Below are 19,381 nucleotides of genomic sequence, written 5' to 3'. Positions count from 1 at the left end.
GTTCAGGCCCCATCCAGCAGCCAGCGCAGCGTGAGGGCGTTGCGCACGGCGTTACCGCCGCCGTCGTTGTTGAAATACACAAAGACGTCCTTTCCGGCGGCCCGCCATTCCCTGATCCGGTCAGCCCACCAGCGCAGTTCGTCGTCCGAATACGACCCACCATAGAGGTACTGGTGATCCGGGCCGTGCAGCCGGACGTACACGAACGGTGCTGTGGCGCGGAGGATGCAGGGAAGCCCGGCGCCGCTCATGACGCAATACGCGGCCCCGTGCCGTTCCAGCAGCGCATAGACCTCGGGGTGGTCCCAGCTGGGGTGGCGGAACTCGACGCTGACGCGGATCCACTCCGGCAGCGCGGCGAGAAAATAGTCCAGGCGGGCGTCGTCGCGCGCGAAACCCGGCGGCAGCTGGACCAGCAGCACGGCCCGCTTGTCGCCCAACTCGTGCCAGCACTTGGCGATCCGCTCCACCCAGACCTCGGGGGAGTGGAGCTTCTTGGCGTGGGTCAAACCGCGCGGGGCCTTCACCGATAAGAGGAATCCGGCCGGCAGCCGGCGGCGCCAGCTCGCGAAGGAAACGTCCCGCGGCCAGCGGTAGAAGCTGGCGTTCAGTTCCACCGTCGTGAACCGGGCCGCATAGTGCGCCAGCCGGTCCCGCGCAGGCATCCCCGGCGGGTAGAGCACGTTTTCCCAATGGTCGTAGCTCCACCCGGAAGTGCCGATCTGCAGTGTCACCTGTGGCAGCCTCCGTTCCCATACCCTCCCTGGATCCTAGTCCGGGAGCAAGGGGTGTGGCACTGTATGTCCCATGGCCCTCATCGAGGATTATGCAATGGTCGGAGATCTGCACACCGCAGCGCTGATCAGCACCGAAGGCTCCATCGACTGGTTGTGCCTGCCGCGATTCGACTCGCCGGCCTGCTTCAACGCCCTTGTTGACACCCCAGAGGCAGGGCGCTGGCTCCTGGCGCCGGAGGGCGGCGGCGAATGCACCCGACGGCACTACCGCAAGGGCACGCTCATCCTGGAAACCGAGTGGGAGACCCCCACCGGCAAGGTCAGGGTCATCGACTTCATGCCGCCGCGCGACGGGGTCGCGGACATCGTGCGGATCGTGGTGGGGGTCCGCGGTGCTGTCCGGATGCGCGGCGAGCTGGCCCTGCGTTTCGACTACGGGCACATCGTCCCCTGGGTTCGCCACGACAAACACGGGATCCACGCCGTCGCCGGACCCGACGCCGCCTACCTCGTGACCGACGCGCCACTACGGGGCGAGCGGATGCACACGATCAGCGATTTCACCGTCGAGGCCGGGGAGCGGGTGCCGTTCGTGCTGACCTGGACGCCGAGCCACCTGTACCGCCCTCGCGCCGTGGACCCCGAGAAGGTCCTCGCCGCCACCGAGTCCTTCTGGCAGGAGTGGTCCGCCAAATGCACCGTCACCGGCCCCTACCGTAAGGCCGTCCAGCGCTCGCTGATCATCCTGAAGGCCCTGACGTTCGCTCCCACCGGCGGGATCGTGGCCGCGGTGACAACCTCGCTGCCGGAGGACCTGGGGGGCGCCCGCAATTGGGACTACCGCTTCTGCTGGCTCCGCGACGCCACCCTGACGCTCCAGGCGCTGCTGGCCGCCGGCTACACGGAGGAGGCAGCCTCGTGGCGTGACTGGCTGCTCCGGGCCGTGGCCGGAGACCCCGCGGACCTCCAGATCATGTACGGCATCCACGGCGAGCGCAGGCTGCCGGAGATGGAACTTCCCTGGTTGCGGGGCTACGAGGGCTCGTATCCGGTGCGGATTGGAAACGGCGCGGCCGGGCAGCTCCAGCTGGATGTCTGGGGCGAGGTTCTGGACTGCCTGTCGCTGACGAGGAACTCGCTGCTGGAACACACGGACGAATCCTGGGACGTGCAGGTGGCGCTGATGGAGCATCTCGAAAAGGCCTGGACCTGGCCGGACAACGGACTCTGGGAGATGCGCGGCCCCAGACGCCACTTCACCCATTCGAAGGTCATGGCCTGGGTCGCGGCAGACCGGATGGTCAAGGGCGTCCGGGACTTTGGTCTGGCCGGTCCGGCTGACCGGTGGGAGGAACTCCGCGACACCATCCGCGCCGAGGTGATGGAGAAAGGCTTCGACGCCGAACGCAACACGTTCGTGCAGTCCTACGGAAGCCCGGAACTGGACGCCAGCCTGCTGCTCATCCCCCGGGTGGGATTCCTGCCGCCGAATGACCCGCGGGTGATCGGAACGATCGAGGCGGTCCAGCGCGAACTCACGCATGACGGTTTCCTGCGCCGTTACAAGCCAGCGGAAGCCGACGACGGCCTGCCGGGTGGGGAGGGAGTTTTTCTTGCGTGTTCGTTCTGGTTGGTCGAGGCCCTGCTGGGGGCCGGCCGGCATCACGAGGCCAGGAAGCTGTTCGAGCGGCTGCTGGCGCTGCGCAACGACGTCGGGCTCCTTAGCGAGGAATGGAGCGTGGAGGACGGCCGGCAGCTGGGGAACACCCCGCAGGCGTTCAGCCACTTCGCCCTCGTGCTGAGTGCCCTCGAACTGCATGAAGACGCCGTGCACCGCAGCGACACCCCGCTCCCGGGCGGCTGAATCCCGGCTTCCCCGAACCCGTAGCCTGTGCCGCCCGGTTGTGGCACTCTTTGCCGTATCAAACCGGCAACGACCACGAAGGAGAGTGCCATGTTCACGGCGAAGGATGCGTTTTCGAGCTTCAGTGTTGATGACCTGGAAAAGGCCAAGCAGTTCTACGGCGTGACCCTCGGGCTGACCGCCGAGGAAAACGCCATGGGCGTTCTCGATGTCCGGCTGCCCTCGGGCCCGCGGGTGATGATCTATCCGAAGGACAACCACGAACCGGCTTCGTTCACCGTCCTGAACTTGGTTGTCCAGGATGTCGAGCAGGCGGTCGACGAGCTCAACGGGCTCGGTGTGAAGACCAAGATCTACGATGATCCCGAGCTGCCTACCGACAGCAAGGGGATCATGGTGGGAGAGGGGCCCCGGATTGCCTGGTTCAAGGACCCCGCCGGGAATGTCCTCTCCGTGATCCAGAGCTAGCGCTTCGCCGTCCACTTGGCCAGGGCGGCGGGCAACTGGTGGGCATCCACGCGCGTCAATAAGTATACTTACTAATATCCCCGCGTGGGGAGGAGGATTAAGGAGTATGCGATGGCTGGATGTTTCGAAATCGTGGACGCGCCCGACGGCGGATACCGGATTCGGATGCTGGACGGAGCCGGGCACCTGATGGCGGTCTCGGTCACGTTCCCCACCAAGCGCGCCGCCGTTGCCGGTGTGGCACAGGCCCGCGAGATCGCCGGAACGGGCCTGATCAGGGACAGCAGCACTGGCGGCCAGTCCGCGGTGAAGGCCCCGTTTCCCCGGATGGTTCGGAGGGCTTCAGGCGGAACCAGCCGCGGCACCCCGCTGAGCGGTGGGGCGCTCGCGGCCGGAAAGAGGGCACGTGCACACTACTGATCCAGCCGAAAACGGCCAGCCGGAGCATGGGGGCCAGTGCAGAGCCGCGGTATTGTTCGACGTCGACGGCACCCTGGTCGATTCGTCCTATATCCATACCTTGGCTTGGTGGCAGGCCTTCCGGCAGGCGGGCTACGACGTTCCGATGGCCCACATTCACCGCTCAGTGGGGATGGGCGGGGATCGGATCCTCGACAGCCTGCTCCCATCCGACCGGGATGCCTCCGAGGACAGCACCATCATGACCTCGCACGCAGCCGTGTTCTCCACCTTCTGGCCTGCCCTGCGTCCCTTGGACGGCGCCAAGGAGCTGCTCGCGGGCTGCCAGAAAAGCGGTCTCGCCGTCGCACTGGCTTCTTCGGCCCGTGAGCGCGACCTTCAGGCGCTGCGGTCGACGATCGGTGCGGACGCCTTCATCGACGCGGCCACGAGCTCCAGTGACGCGAAGGAAAGCAAGCCCGCCCCGGATATCCTCGTCGCTGCCCTGAAGGCCCTGGGCGTGCAGGCCTCGGATGCCGTCTACGTGGGCGACGCCGTCTGGGATGTCTACGCCGCCGGGAAGCTCAATATCCCGACGATCGGTCTGACGTGCGGCGGCACCAGCGAAGCGGAACTGCGCGACGCCGGCGCTGTTGAGATCTACGCGACCCCCCGGGCGCTGCTGGAGAATCTTGGGACCAGCGCGATCGGGAAGCTCAGCGCCCGGTTCCAGCAGCGCTGACCGCCAGCTCCCGACGCTAGGGGCGACCCGGAAACTTCCGCCACATCCTGGCGAAGTCCGCGTCCGCGCCAGCCGCCAGGCTTTCCTCCCGGGCATGCAGCCGGCCGAAGCTGAAACTGCTCTCTCCGGCGGGCAGGGATCGCAGGCCCAGCTCAACCAGCACGGTCCGGGACATCACGGTGTCGTGGTGCAGGCCCAGCGTGGTCTGGATCCGGCGCGCTGCCTTGGCGGTCTTCCGGGACCGCTTCCCGGCCTGGCCGCGGCCTCCGCGGATGGTGGCCGCGAGTTCGGCGCAGTAACGCAGCCGCTTTGCCGCCTTTCGGACCTCGTGCAGGCGTGCGTCCCGGGCGGGGGTACTGCCGTCGGAGGCGGCGGAAAGGTCCGCCACAGCACGGACCAAGCGGGCGGTATCCCTGGAAACGGCCTTCTTGAAGACCCTGCGCGCGGGCCGGGAGGCCCGATCTGACAGCTTGCCCGTGGCGGTCAATGCGTCAAGGCCGGTGAGCAGCCGGGCGTAGCGCTGGCTGTCGAGTGCCGCGAGGACGCCCTGATGTCCGGCCGCTGCCGCCGCGTCGAGTACCTCGTCAATGAGCCGTGCGGGCCGACCCTCGGTGAGTTCCTTGGGTTCGGCCGCGAGCAGCTCCCGGAGCCTCGCCTGGACCACCCGGGCGTCACGGACGGCGCCCAGCGCTTCGGAGAGCCACCGCAACTCGGAGCGGACGTCCTCGGCCTCGCAGGTACTAAACAGCTTGCGGCTGCTGGCCAGCAGGGATCGGACCCTGCGGGCCGCCACGCGCATCTGGTGCACGGATTCGGCCTCGTCTTCCCGGACGCCCGGTTCATGCCGCCGCAGTTCGCTGAGCTGTTGTTCCAGATAGCCCAGCAAAACGTCCCCGGCGGTGGTGGCCATGCTTCACTTTACGTCTTGGACGCAACCCCCGGTGCCTCGGACCGGCGTTAGAGTGTGTCCATGAATCCAATAGGGGATGACCGCGCGGCGCCGGGCCGGAGGCAGATTATTGCCGACCTGGCGGCACCACTGCTTGCCGTGCTGTTGCTCCTGGCGGGGCTGATTCTGACGTCGCTGCCGGTGCGCTCGCAAGACGCCGGCTGGTTTGCCTATGCGCCGCTTTCGCAGCAGGCCTTCCAGCTCCAGGGTCTCGTGCTGATCGGTCCCGAGGTCTGGACGGGAATCGCCATGATCAGCCTTGGGCTGCTGATCCTCGCCTTCTGGTCCGGCTACCGCGTCGGTGCCCGGCGCCGGCACCTGGGCAGCGGCTAGCGGCCCCGCGACCCTGCAAGATGACAGCCGCGAGATGACAGTCCACGGCAATGTTTGCGCCGGATACTGCCGTGAACTGTCATCTCGTCCTACGCTGGCCGGGAACCCGGCGTCCCGCACCCGTCCCGCCACCACCATCACCACCAAGGAGCTCCGCATGACACGACAGCACCAGCCCGGCCGCGTCGCCGTCGTCACCGGCGCAGGCTCGGGAATTGGACGGGCAGTCGCCCGGCTGATGCTGGCCGAGGGTTACCGGGTGGTTCTCGGCGGACGGCGGGAGGCTCCGCTGGAGGAGACCGCCGCGGGTCACGCCCAGGCGTTCGTGGTGCCCTGCGACGTCACCGTGCCCGACGACGTCGAGCGGCTGTTCGCCGCGGCGCAGGGACGCTGGGGCCGGGTGGACGTGCTGTTCAACAACGCGGGGGTGTTCGGCCCGGCCGCCTCGGTTGACGAGATCAGCCTCGCGGAGTGGGACGCGACCGTGGCGGTTAACCTCACCGGATCCCTGCTCTGCGCCGCTGCCGCGGTCCGGGCCATGAAGGCCCAGTCCCCGCAAGGCGGTCGCATCATCAACAACGGCTCCATCGCCGCGCACTCGCCCCGGCCGCGAACGGTCGCGTACACAGTCACAAAGCACGCCATAACCGGCCTGACCAAGAGCATCGAGCTGGACGGGCGGGACTTCGGCATCACCTGCGGGCAGATCGACATCGGAAACGCGGCCACGGAACTCATGGACGAGATCGGAGTCGGCTCCGGCGCGCTGCAGGCCGACGGCAGCCGCCGCAGGGAGCCGACGTTCCCGGTGGCGGACGCCGCCCGCGCCGTGCTGTTGATGGCCGGGATGCCGCCGTCGGCATGTGTCGGGTCCGTGGTGATCACGGCCACGGGAATGCCGTTCATCGGGCGCGGCTAGGCCTGCCGCGACTGGCCCTTTGGACCCCCGCGGGGGCTAGAGCGGCAGCAGTCCGGACAGGTCAGCGCGCAGTCCCGAGGCAGCGACGCGGCCGCTGCTGACGGCATCCGCCCAGCTCAAGTGCCCGCTGACCATGGCCAGCCAGGTGGCGGCGTCGCACTCGATGACATTCGGGGGAGTGCCGCGGGTGTGCCGCGGTCCTTGCACGCATTGCGTGACACCGAACGGCGGGACGCGGACCTCGACGGAGTTTCCGGGCGCCCGGGCGGCGACTTCCTCGAGCGAGTAGCGCACCGCCGTCGCGATGGTGCTGCGGGGGACGGTGCCAGCTTCCAGCCACGCGGCCAGCGCCGAGCGGCCCTCCCCGACGGCGATCCGGCGTCGTTGAACTGTCACTGACCTGTCTCCTGCCTGGTGTCACCATGGGCTCCAACTGGAGCCCATCCCACCCTACGTCACAGCCGGAATTGGTCTGGCGAGTAGGCGCTATTTCCAAAACGGGAGGCCCGCCGGCACTTTCAGGGATAAGTATGTCTGCATTGTGTGGCCAGTAATTTGCAACCCAAACACAAGTGGAATTTGGTGCGATTCACGTAGTCCAATCGCTAGCGTGGCGCGGAGCGGGACCGCCATGCTCGAATCAACGCTCGCCAAAGAGGGGTTAGCAGTGGGCGGTGCAAACGTCACCAAGAAGTCCATATTGACGTAAGGCGCCGAATACCGACTGTAGATAGCGGCAAAAGACAAATCCAGACGACACGCGGGGATGTTCGTTTTCTGTCACCTCGCATCGGCCTATTGACCGGAGTCCGATTATGCGTTCCTTCCTTCCCCAGCAGAACTCCACTCCATCGACCTTCGACTGGTCCACTCTTAGTGACTTCTATGCCGAGGCTATCCCGTATTTCCCGTTGGCCATTGCCGGGGTTATTGTCTGGGGCCTGTGGCTTTACCGATTCATCCTCTCCCACCGTGCACGGCCGATTGTGTCCGACTTTCGCGCCTCAACCTCGGTCATTGTCCCGTCATTCCACGAGGATCCGGACATCCTCATGAGCGCTCTGGAATCCTGGCGCGAACAGCGGCCCGACGAAATAATCATCGTGCTCGATGTGGAAGACCTCGAAGCCTACGGGCGCATCAAGGCCTTGGGCGACAAAACCATCAAGCCCGTTCTCTTTCACCACGTCGGGAAACGGTCGGCGCTCGGCGCGGGCGTGCGGCTGGCGCAGCACGACATCCTGGTGCTGACTGACTCCGACACCTGGTGGAGGCCGGGTCTGCTGAAGAACGTGCAGATGCCGTTCGTGGACCCGATGGTCGGTGCCGTGGGAACACAACAGAACGTCTACATGCGGGACACGAGCATCTGGCGCCGGATCGCTGACTGGATGGTGAATCTGCGGTACCTGGATTATGTTCCGGCCATGGGCCAAGCCGGTGCCGTACCGTGCATCTCCGGACGCACCGCTGTCTACCGCCGCGAGGCCGTGCTCATGGTGCTCGAGCATTTGGAAAACGAGTACTTCCTAGGCCGCCGCTGCATCTCCGGCGACGACGGGCGATTGACTTGGCTGGTGCTGGCCTCCGGCTACAAGACCGTCCACCAGTCCTCCGCCCGGGCGCTCTCCATGTTCCCGTCGAGCTTCCGTGCGTTCGTCAAGCAGCGGGTGCGCTGGAGCCGGAACTCCTACCGGTGCTACCTGACCGCCATCGCCATGGGCTGGCTGTGGCACGTCCCCTTTGTGACCAAAGTGTCGGTTTTGCAGATCCTGCTGACCCCGCTCACGATGGGCCTGACGCTCTTCTACCTGATCTTCAACCGGCTGGACCCAACCCCCCTCGGCTTCGCGGCCGCTGCGGCCTGGATGCTGCTGGGCAGGGGTATCCGGGGCTCTTCCCACCTGCGCCGGCATCCGAAGGACCTGCTGATCCTGCCCGTCATGGCACTGACAGTCATCCTCGTGGCCCTGCCCATCAAAATGTATGCCTTCGCCACGATGAACAAGCAGGGCTGGCTCACACGCCACGCCGACCAGACGGGGGGCGACGGCCAGGACGCCCAGACGCTGCTTCCCAAGGAGGCATCGGCATGAAGTTGAGTCGCACGGCATGGTTCTCCATCCTCGCAGCAGTCCTCATGGTGGCGTCCGGGACGCTGATCCTCCAGGCCGGCAGGCTGTGGAATACCCCGGGCGCCGGATCGTCCGGCACAGGCCAGGCCACGACCCATCCGGCGGGCGGGGCCACGGGTGCCGGATCCGGTTCCGACGCAGGGGCCACCCCTGTCGGGAGTTTGCGGGCCGGCGCTACCAGCGGTCCTGATGACATCTTTCCGGGGACCGGCGCCGCCGGTTTCGGCAAGTACCTCGGCGAAGTCCAGAAAGGGATCTATCCCGGTGATCCGGAACGCGAGGCGCGGCTGGTAGACCAGGAAGCCGAACGGCTCATCTACGTGCGCACCGTGGCGTCGGCGGCCCGCTGGCGGGTGGACAGCCTGGAGGGGCCATACCGTCTCCGCACCGGCTCCACGTACACCCTGGTGCTGCCGGCCCGGGCCGAGGCGTACACGGTGGCCGATCTCGCAGCGCTCACGCCGCAGGCCTTCGTCCGACAGCCTGGCGGGGCCTATCTTCTGTCCGAGAACGTTGTGGTCCTGGCCGGCGCAACTCTTTCCCTGAAGGCTCCGGACGGTCTTCAAGGCCTCGACATCCGGCTCGAAAGCGGCCGGAACTACTTCGTTTCCATCGTTGCCCTGGGCGGGTCCCTCGAACTGTCCGGTTCAGAGACCGCGGATCTCCGCCTCACCAGCTGGAACAGCGAGGCAGGGGCGGTGGACACGTTCACCGCAGACGGCCGCTCCTATGTCCGCATCCTGGGCGGCCACGCCTCGCTGGCCCATGCCCGCCTCTCCAATCTTGGGTTCTGGAGCGGCAATACCGGCGGGCTTTCGCTGACCGGAACGGATGAAGTGGGCACGTTCCAGGGCGGACCGCCCACTTCGCCCCCGGCCTTTGAAGCGTCCGCCACCGGCGCCCGGGTGCTCCCGGAGGAGGCCCTGGCCGCGTGGACGGAACGAACGGAACAAAACTACAGCGTGGTGACCGCCGGGATCGACGACGTCAGTTTGGTAGGCAACGCCTTCGGTCTCTTTGTCTCGAACGCCCGGGATGTCGTCATCGAGGACACCACCATCACCCGCAGCCTGGTGGATGGCCTGGTCCTGCACCGGGCCGTGACGGACACGACCATCACCCGGACGTCGTCATCGGACAACGCCGTGGACGGGTTCACGGTCGGCAGTTCCACCACCCGGATTTTGCTGAAGGACGTTACTGCAAAAGGCAACACTCGCAACGGCATCTCCCTCGACGGCCGGCCGCTCGCCGAGGGGCCCAACGCCGTCGGAACCGCCACCCAGTCCTATGGCGGAAACCGGGTCACCGAAAGCACCTTGGAGCGGAACGGGCGCTACGGTATCGAGCTCAGCGGCGGCACCGACCTCGACGTCGAAAACAACTTCATCGCGGACAACGAGGTTGGCGTGGTGGTCAACCATGGCGCCACCGGTGTGGCAATCAGCCGAAACGAGTTCCGGAACCAGCGGCTCCAGGCCGTCGCTATCCGCGACGAGTTGGCCTCAGCCTCGGTGGCCGGGAACACGATCCGCGGCGGGGACACCGGGATCTACGTACGGAACGCGACGGCAGAGGTGACCGCCAACGTCTTGGAGTCCATCTCGAACCATGGCATTACGCTGGTGGGTGATGTGAGCGCCACAAGCGTCGAGGGTAATACCCTGTCTGGCAGCGGCAGCACCGCAATCGCTGCCGAACAGTCCTCGGGCGCCGTGGTGACTGATAACAATCTGCTCGGCTGGGCACCCGCCTACACGGTGGAGAAGGCGGTCAGCTCCGTCTTCCAGCCGCTGACCCTGATCTGGATCCTGCTCGGCGGCCTCCTGCTGGTGACGGCACTGACCCGACGGAAGCGGGTAACGCGGATTCGCAGCCCGTATGCCGAGCGGGTGCCGCTGGCGTCCCTGAGCCGGGGCTTCATGAGGCCCGACGACGCGACCGGGACCCGGACGTGAGATCCCCGGTCCAGCCGTGGGTCCTCGCCTTGGCTTTGGTGATAGTGCTGGTGGTCGGGGCGCTGATCTGGTTCACAGTCAGCCTCGTCCAGGACAACCAGGCTCGGCCCCCCGCCGGGAGCTCAAGCCCCAGCGGGACGCCGGACGCGCTGGCCTCGACCGCCCAGGCCGGGGGCTGCCCCGAGGCAACCGTCACGGTAACCAATGCCGCGGAGCTACGAACGGCCCTCGCAGGGACCGGGCCCGGCGCCGTGATCCGCCTCGCCGACGGCGTGTATGCAGGGAACTTCGTCGGCACCGGCAACGGCACCCCGGAGAAGCCGATCATGCTTTGCGGCACGGCAGGCAGCATCCTGGACGGCGGCCAGTTGGAGGACGGTTACGTCTTCCAACTGAACCGTGCCTCCCATTGGGTACTCCAGGGATTCGCCGTACGCAACGGCCAAAAAGGCGTCATGGTCGATGAAACTACGAATTCCACGCTCCGCGGCCTCACCGTCAGCACCACCGGTGACGAGGCCATTCATCTCCGGAAATTCAGTACCGATAACAAAGTGCTGGACAACTCGATTAGAGACACCGGCTTGCGCAAACCCAAGTTCGGCGAAGGGGTCTATATCGGGACGGCGGAGAGCAACTGGTGTGAGATCAGCAGCTGCGAGCCGGACAAAAGCGACCGGAACGAGGTTGCGGGCAACGACATTTCCGGAACGTCCGCGGAAAGCGTCGATATCAAAGAGGGCACCTCCGGCGGCATCCTCCGCGACAACAAGTTCGACGGCTCAAAAATAGCCGACGCTGACTCCTGGGTCGATGTCAAGGGTAACGGATGGACGATCGATAACAACTTTGGCCGAAACGCTCCTGTTGACGGATTCCAAACCCACGAGATTCTCGACGGATGGGGGACGGGCAACGTGTTTCGAAACAATACCGCCGAAGTGAATGGCCCCGGTTTCGGGTATTCCCTGAAGCCGGTGCGCGACAACGTTGTCGAGTGCAGTAATAAAGCCTCTCAAGCCGGAAAGGGCCTCTCCAATGAGCCCTGCAAAACCGTCTAGAGGAAAAACGGACAGTGCAGCAGCGCCAGTCCAAGCAAGCTCAGGTGCTTTCCCTGACGAAAAGAGAAAACAAATGCGCAACACTCCGTCAACCCCTCCGCCCCTTCCCAAAGTTAGCGTCGTTGGTACCGGCTACCTCGGCGCCACGCACGCCATCTGCATGGCCATCATGGGCTTCGATGTCCTTGGCGCCGACGTGGACCAGGCCAAGATCGAGTCGCTGCGCGCCGGCCGCATCCCCTTCTTCGAACCGGGACTCCCCGAACAACTCGATGAGGCGCTGGCATCGGGCCGCCTGCACTTCACCACGGACTTCGACGAGGTGGCGCAGTTCGGCGACGTCCACTTCGTCTGCGTCGGCACCCCGCAGGCAGCCGGATCCGCAGCGGCGGACCTCCGATATGTCGAGGCGGCTTTTACTGCCCTCGCCACGCGCATCACACGGAAGGCACTGCTCGTCGGCAAGTCCACAGTCCCGATCGGGACGGCGGCCCGCCTTACCAAGATGGTCCAGGAGATTTCGCCCATCGGGGCGGAGCTGGAACTTGCGTGGAACCCGGAGTTCCTCCGCGAGGGGTTCGCAGTCAAGGACACCCTCCACCCGGACCGGCTTGTGTTCGGGGTGCAGTCCGACTGGGCGGAAGCCCAGCTCCGCGCGGCTTTTGCCCCTATCCTTGCCGCCGACACACCGCTGATCGTGGCGGACCTGCCCACTGCGGAACTGGTCAAAGTCGCGGCCAACTCCTTCCTCGCCACGAAGATCTCCTTCATCAATGCCATGGCTGAGGTCTGCGAGGCCACCGGTGCAGACGTAAGCCTGCTCGCGCAGGCCCTCAGCCTGGATGACCGCATCGGCCGGAGGTTCCTGAAGCCGGGCCTCGGCTTCGGCGGGGGGTGCCTGCCAAAGGACATCCGGGCTTTCCGGCACCGTGCTGAGGAACTGGGCGTCGGACAAGCGGTCAGCTTCCTCGGTGAGGTCGATTCAATCAACAACCGCCGCCGGATCCGCACCGTGGACCTGATCCGGGAACTCGCCGGCGGCGACCTGTCCGGTGTCCGGGTGGCGGCCCTCGGGGCGGCGTTCAAGCCCAACTCGGACGATGTGCGCGACGCGCCGGCCCTCGACGTCGCCCGGCTGCTGTACCTCGAAGGCGCGCTGGTGACGGTCTATGACCCCGAGGCAAATGCCAATGCGCACCGTCTCTACCCGGACCTGAACTATGTGGGTTCGCTGGAGGAAGCGGTGGCCAATGCGGACGTGGTGGCCCTGCTCACCGAATGGGAAGAGTTCCGGCGTGCCGATCCGGACTATCTCGCGTCCCTCGTAAGCCAGCGCTTGGTCGTGGACGGACGGCACGCCCTCGATGCCAGCGACTACACGGCCAAAGGCTGGGAATACCGGGCCCTCGGGCGGCCATACCAGCCGCGGACGGTGCAGCTACTGGAGGACGCGCGCGACGGCGCCAACGGCCTTCCGCTGTGAGCGGAAGCTGCCGGCACTGCCGGACCCGTTTGGCGGTAACGCCGAACGGTCCGGCAGTGTCCGGTCAGGGCGAGCAGGTGACGTTCGTCAGGCCCCGGCCGGCGGCGCTGCCCTTGCATCCGACGATGTTGCCCAGTTTCGCGGACTGCACCCACACCTCGTAGCCGGGCACACCGCCCACCACGGTATTCCCGGACAGCTTATTGTCCCGGCCCCACCCGTCCAGGACGCTGTGGACCTGAAGGGCGTCGAGTTTGGCCGTTGTGCCGGAGTTGCCGGTCACTGTATATCCGTTGCCCTTGATATCCATCCAGGAATCCGCGGAGTTCGCTCCGGAGAGACCGGCTTCGGCGAAGGTGTTGCCAACGATAAATCCTCCGGTGCTGCCTTCCTTGATGTCGATACCTTCGGCAGAGGTACGGGAGATCCGGTTGTTCCGGATCTGGACCCGGTCCGAACGGTCCGGTTGCGACGCGGAGCCCATGACCGTGCGCCAGTTGCTGTTGGCGCTGCCCACGTAGATTCCCTCGCCGAATCCGGGCTGGGCGAGCCCCGTATCATGGATGTCCGAGTCCAGGATGGCGCTGTCAGCGCTGTTGGCGCGGAAATGGACAGCCTCGTCGCCGATCCTGCCGACGTCGAGGTTGCTGAGGACGGTATGCGTGGATCCGTCCAGCACGATTCCCTTGGCTGATTCCGTGACTGAAAATCCCGACACACGCCAGTGGCTTCCCGTCACGTGGAGTGCGTAGCCCGACTTAATAGACCCGGTGCTCAGAACGGCGGCTCGGGAGCCGGTCAAGGTGATGGGGGCAGCCGCCGTTCCGGGGGCGGCCGCAACGAACTTTCCTCCGTACCGTCCGTCCCGGAGTTGGATGATCTGCCCCGGCTTTGCTGCCGCCAGGGCGCTGGCCAGCTCCGCGGAGGTGGCCACCAAAACGGTGCCGGCGGCGCCGGAGGCGGGCGCCGTGGGTTGTGGCGCTGCAGCGGTGGGGGGCGCGCTGACGGACGGCGCTGCCGCGCCCCCCGACAGGACCTCGAACGTCGCCTCAACCCTGCTGCCGCCCTCCGCGTCCCAGCGGGCTTCGAGTTTGTGGGTTCCCGGTCCGGTTTGCACCGGCCAGGTGTACGGGGCGGTACTGTCCTGGCCGAGGTACGTTCCGTCCATTTTGAACTTCACCGTGGCACTCCCGGGGGCGTTGACGCTTGCCGTGAATGTGCCGGCCGCCCGTTTCGAGCCGTTCAGGGGGCTGCCGTCCGCGGACAGCGCCGGTACCGCCAGCTGCCCTGAGGACTGACCCGGGCTCACAGCGGAGGATTGCCCCGCGCCGCCTGTTGTCCCGGCGGAGCGGCCCGGAGCAGACAAAAGCTGTGTTGTTATCGCGGTGCCCAGCAGCAGCACTGAGAGGCCGGCAGCCACGAGCAGCCAGGCCGTCCGCGCGTGGGGCTTCTTGCCATCCATCATGCTGTTCCGATCTCTTGCAGGACCCGAGCGCGCCCCCGGGCGTGAGGCCCAGCGGGCGCCGTCCCTACGGACCGACAAGGGCCCGTAAGCCCAAGTTCCCACCGCAGCTGCAACCAGCTTATCCGCGCCGACTCCAGCCCAACCGGATCCAGCCCCGCCTAATATCGTCACGCTTAGTCCCCCCACACTTGATCCCTCTTATTGAGTCCGGCAGCGTTCAGTTGAGCGGTGCCCGGTTCAGCAGCGCCTAGTCCGGCGGTGTCTAGTCCAGCAGTGCCGAGACGGCGCGTCCCAGACGGATCCTGCCAACCTGGCGGCCGCCACCCAGCACAGGGTCAACCACCTTCTCCAGCACGCTGGAGACCTCGGGGATCTCGACGGCGCCGGCGGCAGCAAGCATGGTCAGGGCCACGAGCGTCGTGGCCCGGGTGTTGCCGTCGAGGACTTTGACAGCAACGGAGACGCCCTGCGGGGTGGCCATCACCAGGACGCCTTCGGCGCCGACCTTCGCGAGGATGCCGAGCTCGTCCATGACGATGGTGTTGGACTCTCCCCGGCCCTGCACCGCCCAGGGGTAGTCCAGCATGGACGTGGCGATGGTGGCGGCCCGGGCGTTGGAGTTCTTGTCTCCGGGAGACTTGGCCAGCTTCGAGAACGCCCGGGCCAGTCCGGTCAGCGAGACGGCCGCCACGGGGGCGCCACAGCCGTCAATCCCGAGGTGGGCGATGCTTTCCTCGCAGTACTCCTCGATTACGGACCGGATCCGCTGCTGCAGCGGGTGGTTCGGCTCCAGGTAGCTGTGGGTGTCCCAGCCGTTCTCGGTGCAGGCCCAGAGGAACGCGGCGTGCTTGCCGGAGCAGTTGAACGCCAGCCGCGACTTGCCCCGCTCGGAGTGGACCAGCCAGTTCCTGGCGGTCTCGTCGTGCGGCCAGTCGGCCGGACATTGCAGTTGTTCTTCCTTGACCCCGGCGGCCTTCAGCATGCCCTCGACCACGTCCATGTGGTCCAGCGAGCCGACGTGACTGCCGCAGGCAATCGCCACCTGGGCGCCGCGCAGGGGGACACCGGACTGCATCGATGCCAGGGCCTGCAGCGGTTTGAGGGCCGATCGGGCGAAGATCGGGGTGGTGATGTCGCCGAGTTCGGTGACGACGGTGCCGTCGGCGGCCATCACGACGGCGGAGCCGATGTGCCGGGACTCGACGAAACCGCTGCGTTCAACGACAGCCAGTTCGACGGCGGACTCGACGGTGAATGTGGCATGCGAGTTCAGGGGCATGTGGCCAGTCTATGGTGCCTCAAGGGATACTCCCGTTATTGCACGGTCACCATAACCGACTGCCAGCCGGAGGCGCCGTCGGGGACCGGATCCGCGCGCTTGTCGGTCTGGACTTCGCCGGTGCCGTCGGTTGCTCGGGCCTTGATGTAGTGCGGGCCGGGGGTCGCCTCCCAGTCGAAGGACCACTGCCGCCAGGTGATGAGGGAAGCCTCGTCGGAGAGCGTCGCCTCGGTCCAGGGTCCGTCGTCGATCTGCACCTCGACTTTGGTGATGCCGCGGGTCTGGGCCCAGGCGGTGCCGCCGATCGCGACGCGGCCGGCGGGTACCTGTGCGAAGGATTTGGGGACCTCAATGCGGGCCATGGTCTTGATCGGTCCGCGTTCGGACCAGCCGCGCTGCGTCCAGTAGGCCTTGCTGTCGGCGAAGCGCGTGACTTCGAGGTCCACCACCCATTTGGTCGCGGAGACGAAGCCGTACAGGCCGGGGACCACCATCCGCACCGGGTAGCCGTGTTCGAGGGGGAGGGGTTCGCCGTTCATGCCGATGGCGAGGATGGCGTCGCGGTCATCCGTCAGCACTTCCAGCGGGGTGGAGGCGCTGAAGCCGTCGATCGAGGTGGAGAGCACCATGTCGGCGCCCTCTTTGGGCCGGGCCATCTTGAGCACCTCGCGGATGGGCAGGCCGAGCCATTTGGCGTTGCCCGCCAGGTTGCCGCCGACCGGGTTGGAGACGCAGGTCAGGCTCACGTGGGATTCGATCAGTTCCGCGTCCAGCAGGTCCTGGAACGTGAGCCGGACCTCCTGCTCCACCAGCCCGTGGACGCGCAATTCCCAGTCCTGGACGTTGATTTCCGGCACACTCAGGGCGGTGTCGATGCGGTAGAAATCCTTGTTGGGCGTCAGCCACGGCGTCACGCCCGGTGCCTTCGACTGCACCCCGGCGGGCACGGGCGGCGCGGCCTTGGCCGGCGTGGGCAGCTGCAGGGATTCGCGGGCCTGGGCCACGTTGCTGCGGGCCGCGCTGAGCAGTCGGCCGCCGGTTGCGGCGATGGCCGAAGCTGCCGCGGTGATGCCGGTCGCAGCGAAAAAGGCGCGCCGGCTGGTGGCGGGCCGGTCCGGTTCCTTCGCCGCTACATCCGCGGCCGCGTCGGGCCATTCACGCATCCGCCATAGCCGGGTGATCAGGAGCCGGAGCACGAGCAAGCCGGCGGCAGTGCCGATCAGCGAAGGAACCGCGTCAAGCGGCTTGACGCTGGCCCGAGTGACCACACTGGCCACGATCACGCCGCCCATCAGCAGCACCCCGGCGACGCCCAGCGCCCACTTGCGGTAGGCCACCACGCCCAGCACGCAGGCGAGGAGCAGGATGGTCACTCCCATGCCGACGAAGAGCGCGGCTTTGTCGTTCGTGCCGAAGGTGGCGATCGCGAAGTCTTTCATCCACGGCGGCGTGAAGTCGATGAAGGTCGAGCCGAGGGCGATCAGCGGGGTCGCCCGTGCCGTGAAAAAGGCGCCGATCAGTTCCGCCACGGACAGGACGACGCCGGCGGCGGCCACACCTGCCAGCGCGGCCAGCGCGTTGGCACCTCCGCGCTGCTTCCGAGGCTGCCGGGTGTTGTTCTGCATGCTGGGCTTCTTCATACAGGGTGTTCGTAGCCGCGAGCCCCGCGGATTGTCCGCGTCCCACGGAACATGCTCTCCGCTCGCGCCCAGGGATGGACATAGTGCCATTGTGTCCATTGCTCGCGGCCAGGACTGGGCATGTCCAGCGCGTCCGTTCCAGCGCGTACAAGCCCTCGGCCCGCGGATTGTCCGCGTCCCACGGGACATGCTCTCCGTTCACGCCCAGGGATGGACATAGTGCCATTGTGTCCATTGCTCGCGGCCAGGACTGGGCATGTCCCGCGCTCGCAGGCGTGAGGACTGGACATGTCCCGCGGCCGGTACGAGGACTCGGCATGCCCTCCGGCCATGGACCACGGGACTGGGCATGTCCAAGCAGAATCCGTTCGAGCGCGCACGAGCCCTCGGACCGCACTGTCGCCGGCGCACGGGACATGCCCTCCGCTCGGGCCCAGGGATGGGCATAGTGCCATTGTGTCCATTGCTCGAGGCCAGGACTGGGCATGTTCCGCGCTCGCAGGCGTGAGGAATGAACATGTTCCGCGCCCGGTCCGAGGACTGGGCATGCCCTCCGGCCATGGACCACGGGGCTGGGCATGTCCAGTGGTGGACACAGCTTAGGAGCCTGCCGGGTCCACAAAGTACCCTTGGGAAGTGTGAAGGTACTCGTCATCGGCCCCGGCGGCCGCGAACACGCCATTGTCCGATCCCTGCTTGCAGACCCCAACGTTTCCGAGGTCCACGCGGCCCCGGGCAACGCCGGCATCAGCAAGCTGGTCCCCACGCACGCGATCGACGCGAACGACCCCGACGCCGTCGCCGCCCTTGCCACCAAGCTCACCGTTGACCTCGTGGTCGTCGGACCCGAGGCGCCGCTCGCCGCGGGTGTTTCCGATGCCGTGCGCGACGCCGGCATCCCGGTGTTCGGTCCGAGCAAGGCAGCCGCCCAGCTGGAAGCCTCCAAGGCCTTCGCCAAGGAAGTCATGGCCGAGGCAGGCGTGCCCACCGCGATGGCGCGCGTGGCCGGCAACGCCGAGGAAGCCGCCGACGCGCTCGACACCTTCGGGGCGCCCTACGTGGTGAAGGATGACGGCCTCGCCGCCGGGAAGGGCGTCGTGGTCACCCAGGACCGCGGCGAGGCCCTCGCCCACGCGCAAAGTTGCTTCGATGCCGGCGGGACCGTCGTGATTGAGGAATTCCTGGACGGCCCCGAGGTCTCGGTGTTCGTGCTCTGCGACGGCAGCAACACCGTGGCGCTCTCCCCGGCCCAGGACTTCAAGCGCATCTTCGACAACGACGAAGGGCCCAACACCGGCGGCATGGGCGCCTACACCCCGCTGGAGTGGGCCCCCGAAGGCCTCGTCGAGGAGGTTCTCGACCGCATCGCCCAGCCCACCGTCAACCAGATGGCCCACCGCGGCACCCCGTTCGTGGGCGTGCTTTTTGTCGGCCTGGCCCTCACCTCCCGCGGCACCCGCGTCATCGAATACAACGTCCGCTTCGGCGACCCGGAGACGCAGGCCGTCCTAGCCCGGCTCAAGACGCCCCTCGGCGGCCTGCTGATGGCCGCCGCGAAGGGCGAACTGGACAAGGTCCAGCCGCTGCGCTGGTCCAAAGAGTCCGCCGTCGCCGTCGTCGTGGCCGCGGAAAACTACCCCGGAGCCCCGCGCACGGGGGACCGGATCCGCGGGCTCAAGAAGGTTGAAGCCATCGAGGGCGTCCACGTCATCCACGCCGGCACCAAGCTCGACGCCGAAGGCAAGGTGGTGTCCGCCGGCGGGCGCGTCCTCGCCGTGGTGGCGCTGGGAACCGACCTCGTCGAGGCCCGGGAACGGGCGTACGACGGCGTCGAACTGGTCCAGCTGGAGGGCGGCCAGTTCCGCACCGACATCGGCGGCAAGGCGGCCCGCGGCGAGATCAAGGTCAAGACGCCCGGCGTAGCGGCCAGCACGAAAGCGAAGGCCTGA

Annotated in this window: 17 protein-coding genes; 11 read left to right on the top strand and 6 right to left on the bottom strand. The window is 66.9% G+C overall.

Features of this window, described 5'->3' with window-relative positions; all coding sequences use genetic code 11:
- Positions 1–2 precede the first annotated feature (2 nt).
- Entirely contained in the window at positions 3–734 is a 732-nt protein-coding gene (locus tag OM977_RS16530) for a DUF72 domain-containing protein (protein WP_264354976.1), read from the bottom strand.
- A 73-nt stretch (positions 735–807) separates the two neighbouring features.
- Here OM977_RS16530 and OM977_RS16525 point away from each other — a divergent pair, with 73 nt between their 5' ends.
- The 4 genes from OM977_RS16525 (at position 808) to OM977_RS16510 (ending at position 4,210) form a co-directional block, all read left to right on the top strand.
- Positions 808–2,601, top strand: a complete 1,794-nt coding sequence (locus tag OM977_RS16525) for a glycoside hydrolase family 15 protein (protein ID WP_264354975.1) — start codon at positions 808–810, stop codon at positions 2,599–2,601.
- Positions 2,602–2,691: 90 nt separating this feature from the next.
- Positions 2,692–3,069, top strand: a complete 378-nt coding sequence (locus OM977_RS16520; protein WP_264354974.1) for a VOC family protein — start codon at positions 2,692–2,694, stop codon at positions 3,067–3,069.
- A 111-nt stretch (positions 3,070–3,180) separates the two neighbouring features.
- Entirely contained in the window at positions 3,181–3,489 is a 309-nt protein-coding gene (locus tag OM977_RS16515) for a hypothetical protein (RefSeq protein WP_264354973.1), read from the top strand.
- A complete protein-coding gene (locus tag OM977_RS16510; protein ID WP_442960663.1) occupies positions 3,476–4,210 on the top strand; it encodes an HAD family hydrolase in 735 nt (244 codons plus the stop codon). Before OM977_RS16515 ends, OM977_RS16510 begins: the two co-directional genes overlap by 14 nt.
- 16 nt (positions 4,211–4,226) lie before the next feature.
- Here OM977_RS16510 and OM977_RS16505 read toward each other — a convergent pair whose 3' ends face one another.
- Entirely contained in the window at positions 4,227–5,120 is an 894-nt protein-coding gene (locus tag OM977_RS16505) for a CHAD domain-containing protein (protein ID WP_264354972.1), read from the bottom strand.
- 60 nt (positions 5,121–5,180) lie between these two features.
- On the opposite strand from OM977_RS16505, the gene OM977_RS16500 reads away from it, so the two are divergent.
- Positions 5,181–5,492 (top strand): hypothetical protein, encoded by a 312-nt coding sequence (locus tag OM977_RS16500; RefSeq protein ID WP_264354971.1) that lies wholly within the window; start codon positions 5,181–5,183, stop codon positions 5,490–5,492.
- Positions 5,493–5,649: 157 nt separating this feature from the next.
- On the top strand, positions 5,650–6,411 hold the full coding sequence (locus tag OM977_RS16495) for an SDR family oxidoreductase (RefSeq protein WP_264354970.1): 762 nt from the start codon (positions 5,650–5,652) through the stop codon (positions 6,409–6,411).
- Between the two features lie 36 nt (positions 6,412–6,447).
- Here OM977_RS16495 and OM977_RS16490 read toward each other — a convergent pair whose 3' ends face one another.
- Positions 6,448–6,807 carry a sterol carrier family protein gene (locus OM977_RS16490; RefSeq protein ID WP_264354969.1) on the bottom strand — a complete coding sequence of 120 codons (360 nt, stop codon included), beginning with the start codon at positions 6,805–6,807 and terminating at the stop codon, positions 6,448–6,450.
- A 419-nt stretch (positions 6,808–7,226) separates the two neighbouring features.
- On the opposite strand from OM977_RS16490, the gene OM977_RS16485 reads away from it, so the two are divergent.
- The 4 genes from OM977_RS16485 to OM977_RS16470 all read left to right on the top strand — a co-directional run bounded on the left by OM977_RS16485 (position 7,227) and on the right by OM977_RS16470 (position 13,048).
- On the top strand, positions 7,227–8,507 hold the full coding sequence (locus OM977_RS16485; protein WP_264354968.1) for a glycosyltransferase: 1,281 nt from the start codon (positions 7,227–7,229) through the stop codon (positions 8,505–8,507).
- Entirely contained in the window at positions 8,504–10,504 is a 2,001-nt protein-coding gene (locus tag OM977_RS16480) for a right-handed parallel beta-helix repeat-containing protein (RefSeq protein ID WP_264354967.1), read from the top strand. The genes OM977_RS16485 and OM977_RS16480 overlap by 4 nt, the downstream gene beginning before the upstream one ends.
- A complete protein-coding gene (locus tag OM977_RS16475) occupies positions 10,501–11,565 on the top strand; it encodes a right-handed parallel beta-helix repeat-containing protein (RefSeq protein ID WP_264354966.1) in 1,065 nt (354 codons plus the stop codon). Before OM977_RS16480 ends, OM977_RS16475 begins: the two co-directional genes overlap by 4 nt.
- Before the next feature lie 73 nt (positions 11,566–11,638).
- The gene (locus OM977_RS16470; RefSeq protein ID WP_264354965.1) at positions 11,639–13,048 is read left to right on the top strand and encodes a UDP-glucose dehydrogenase family protein; all 1,410 of its coding nucleotides are present in this window, start codon (positions 11,639–11,641) and stop codon (positions 13,046–13,048) included.
- A gap of 64 nt (positions 13,049–13,112) precedes the next feature.
- Here the strand turns inward: OM977_RS16470 and OM977_RS16465 are convergent, their stop codons facing one another.
- The 3 genes from OM977_RS16465 to OM977_RS16455 form a co-directional block, all read right to left on the bottom strand.
- The gene (locus tag OM977_RS16465) at positions 13,113–14,513 is read right to left on the bottom strand and encodes a right-handed parallel beta-helix repeat-containing protein (protein ID WP_264354964.1); all 1,401 of its coding nucleotides are present in this window, start codon (positions 14,511–14,513) and stop codon (positions 13,113–13,115) included.
- A 262-nt stretch (positions 14,514–14,775) separates the two neighbouring features.
- The gene (locus OM977_RS16460; RefSeq protein WP_264354963.1) at positions 14,776–15,792 is read right to left on the bottom strand and encodes an asparaginase; all 1,017 of its coding nucleotides are present in this window, start codon (positions 15,790–15,792) and stop codon (positions 14,776–14,778) included.
- 35 nt (positions 15,793–15,827) lie between these two features.
- Positions 15,828–17,417 (bottom strand): molybdopterin-dependent oxidoreductase, encoded by a 1,590-nt coding sequence (locus OM977_RS16455; RefSeq protein WP_264354962.1) that lies wholly within the window; start codon positions 17,415–17,417, stop codon positions 15,828–15,830.
- Positions 17,418–18,070: 653 nt separating this feature from the next.
- Between OM977_RS16455 and purD the strand changes: the two genes are divergently transcribed.
- On the top strand, positions 18,071–19,381 hold the full coding sequence (gene purD, locus OM977_RS16450; RefSeq protein WP_264354961.1) for a phosphoribosylamine--glycine ligase: 1,311 nt from the start codon (positions 18,071–18,073) through the stop codon (positions 19,379–19,381).

The organism is Pseudarthrobacter sp. MM222 (assembly GCF_947090775.1).
Lineage (GTDB): Bacteria > Actinomycetota > Actinomycetes > Actinomycetales > Micrococcaceae > Arthrobacter.
This window is presented reverse-complemented; position numbering and strand designations above follow the sequence as displayed.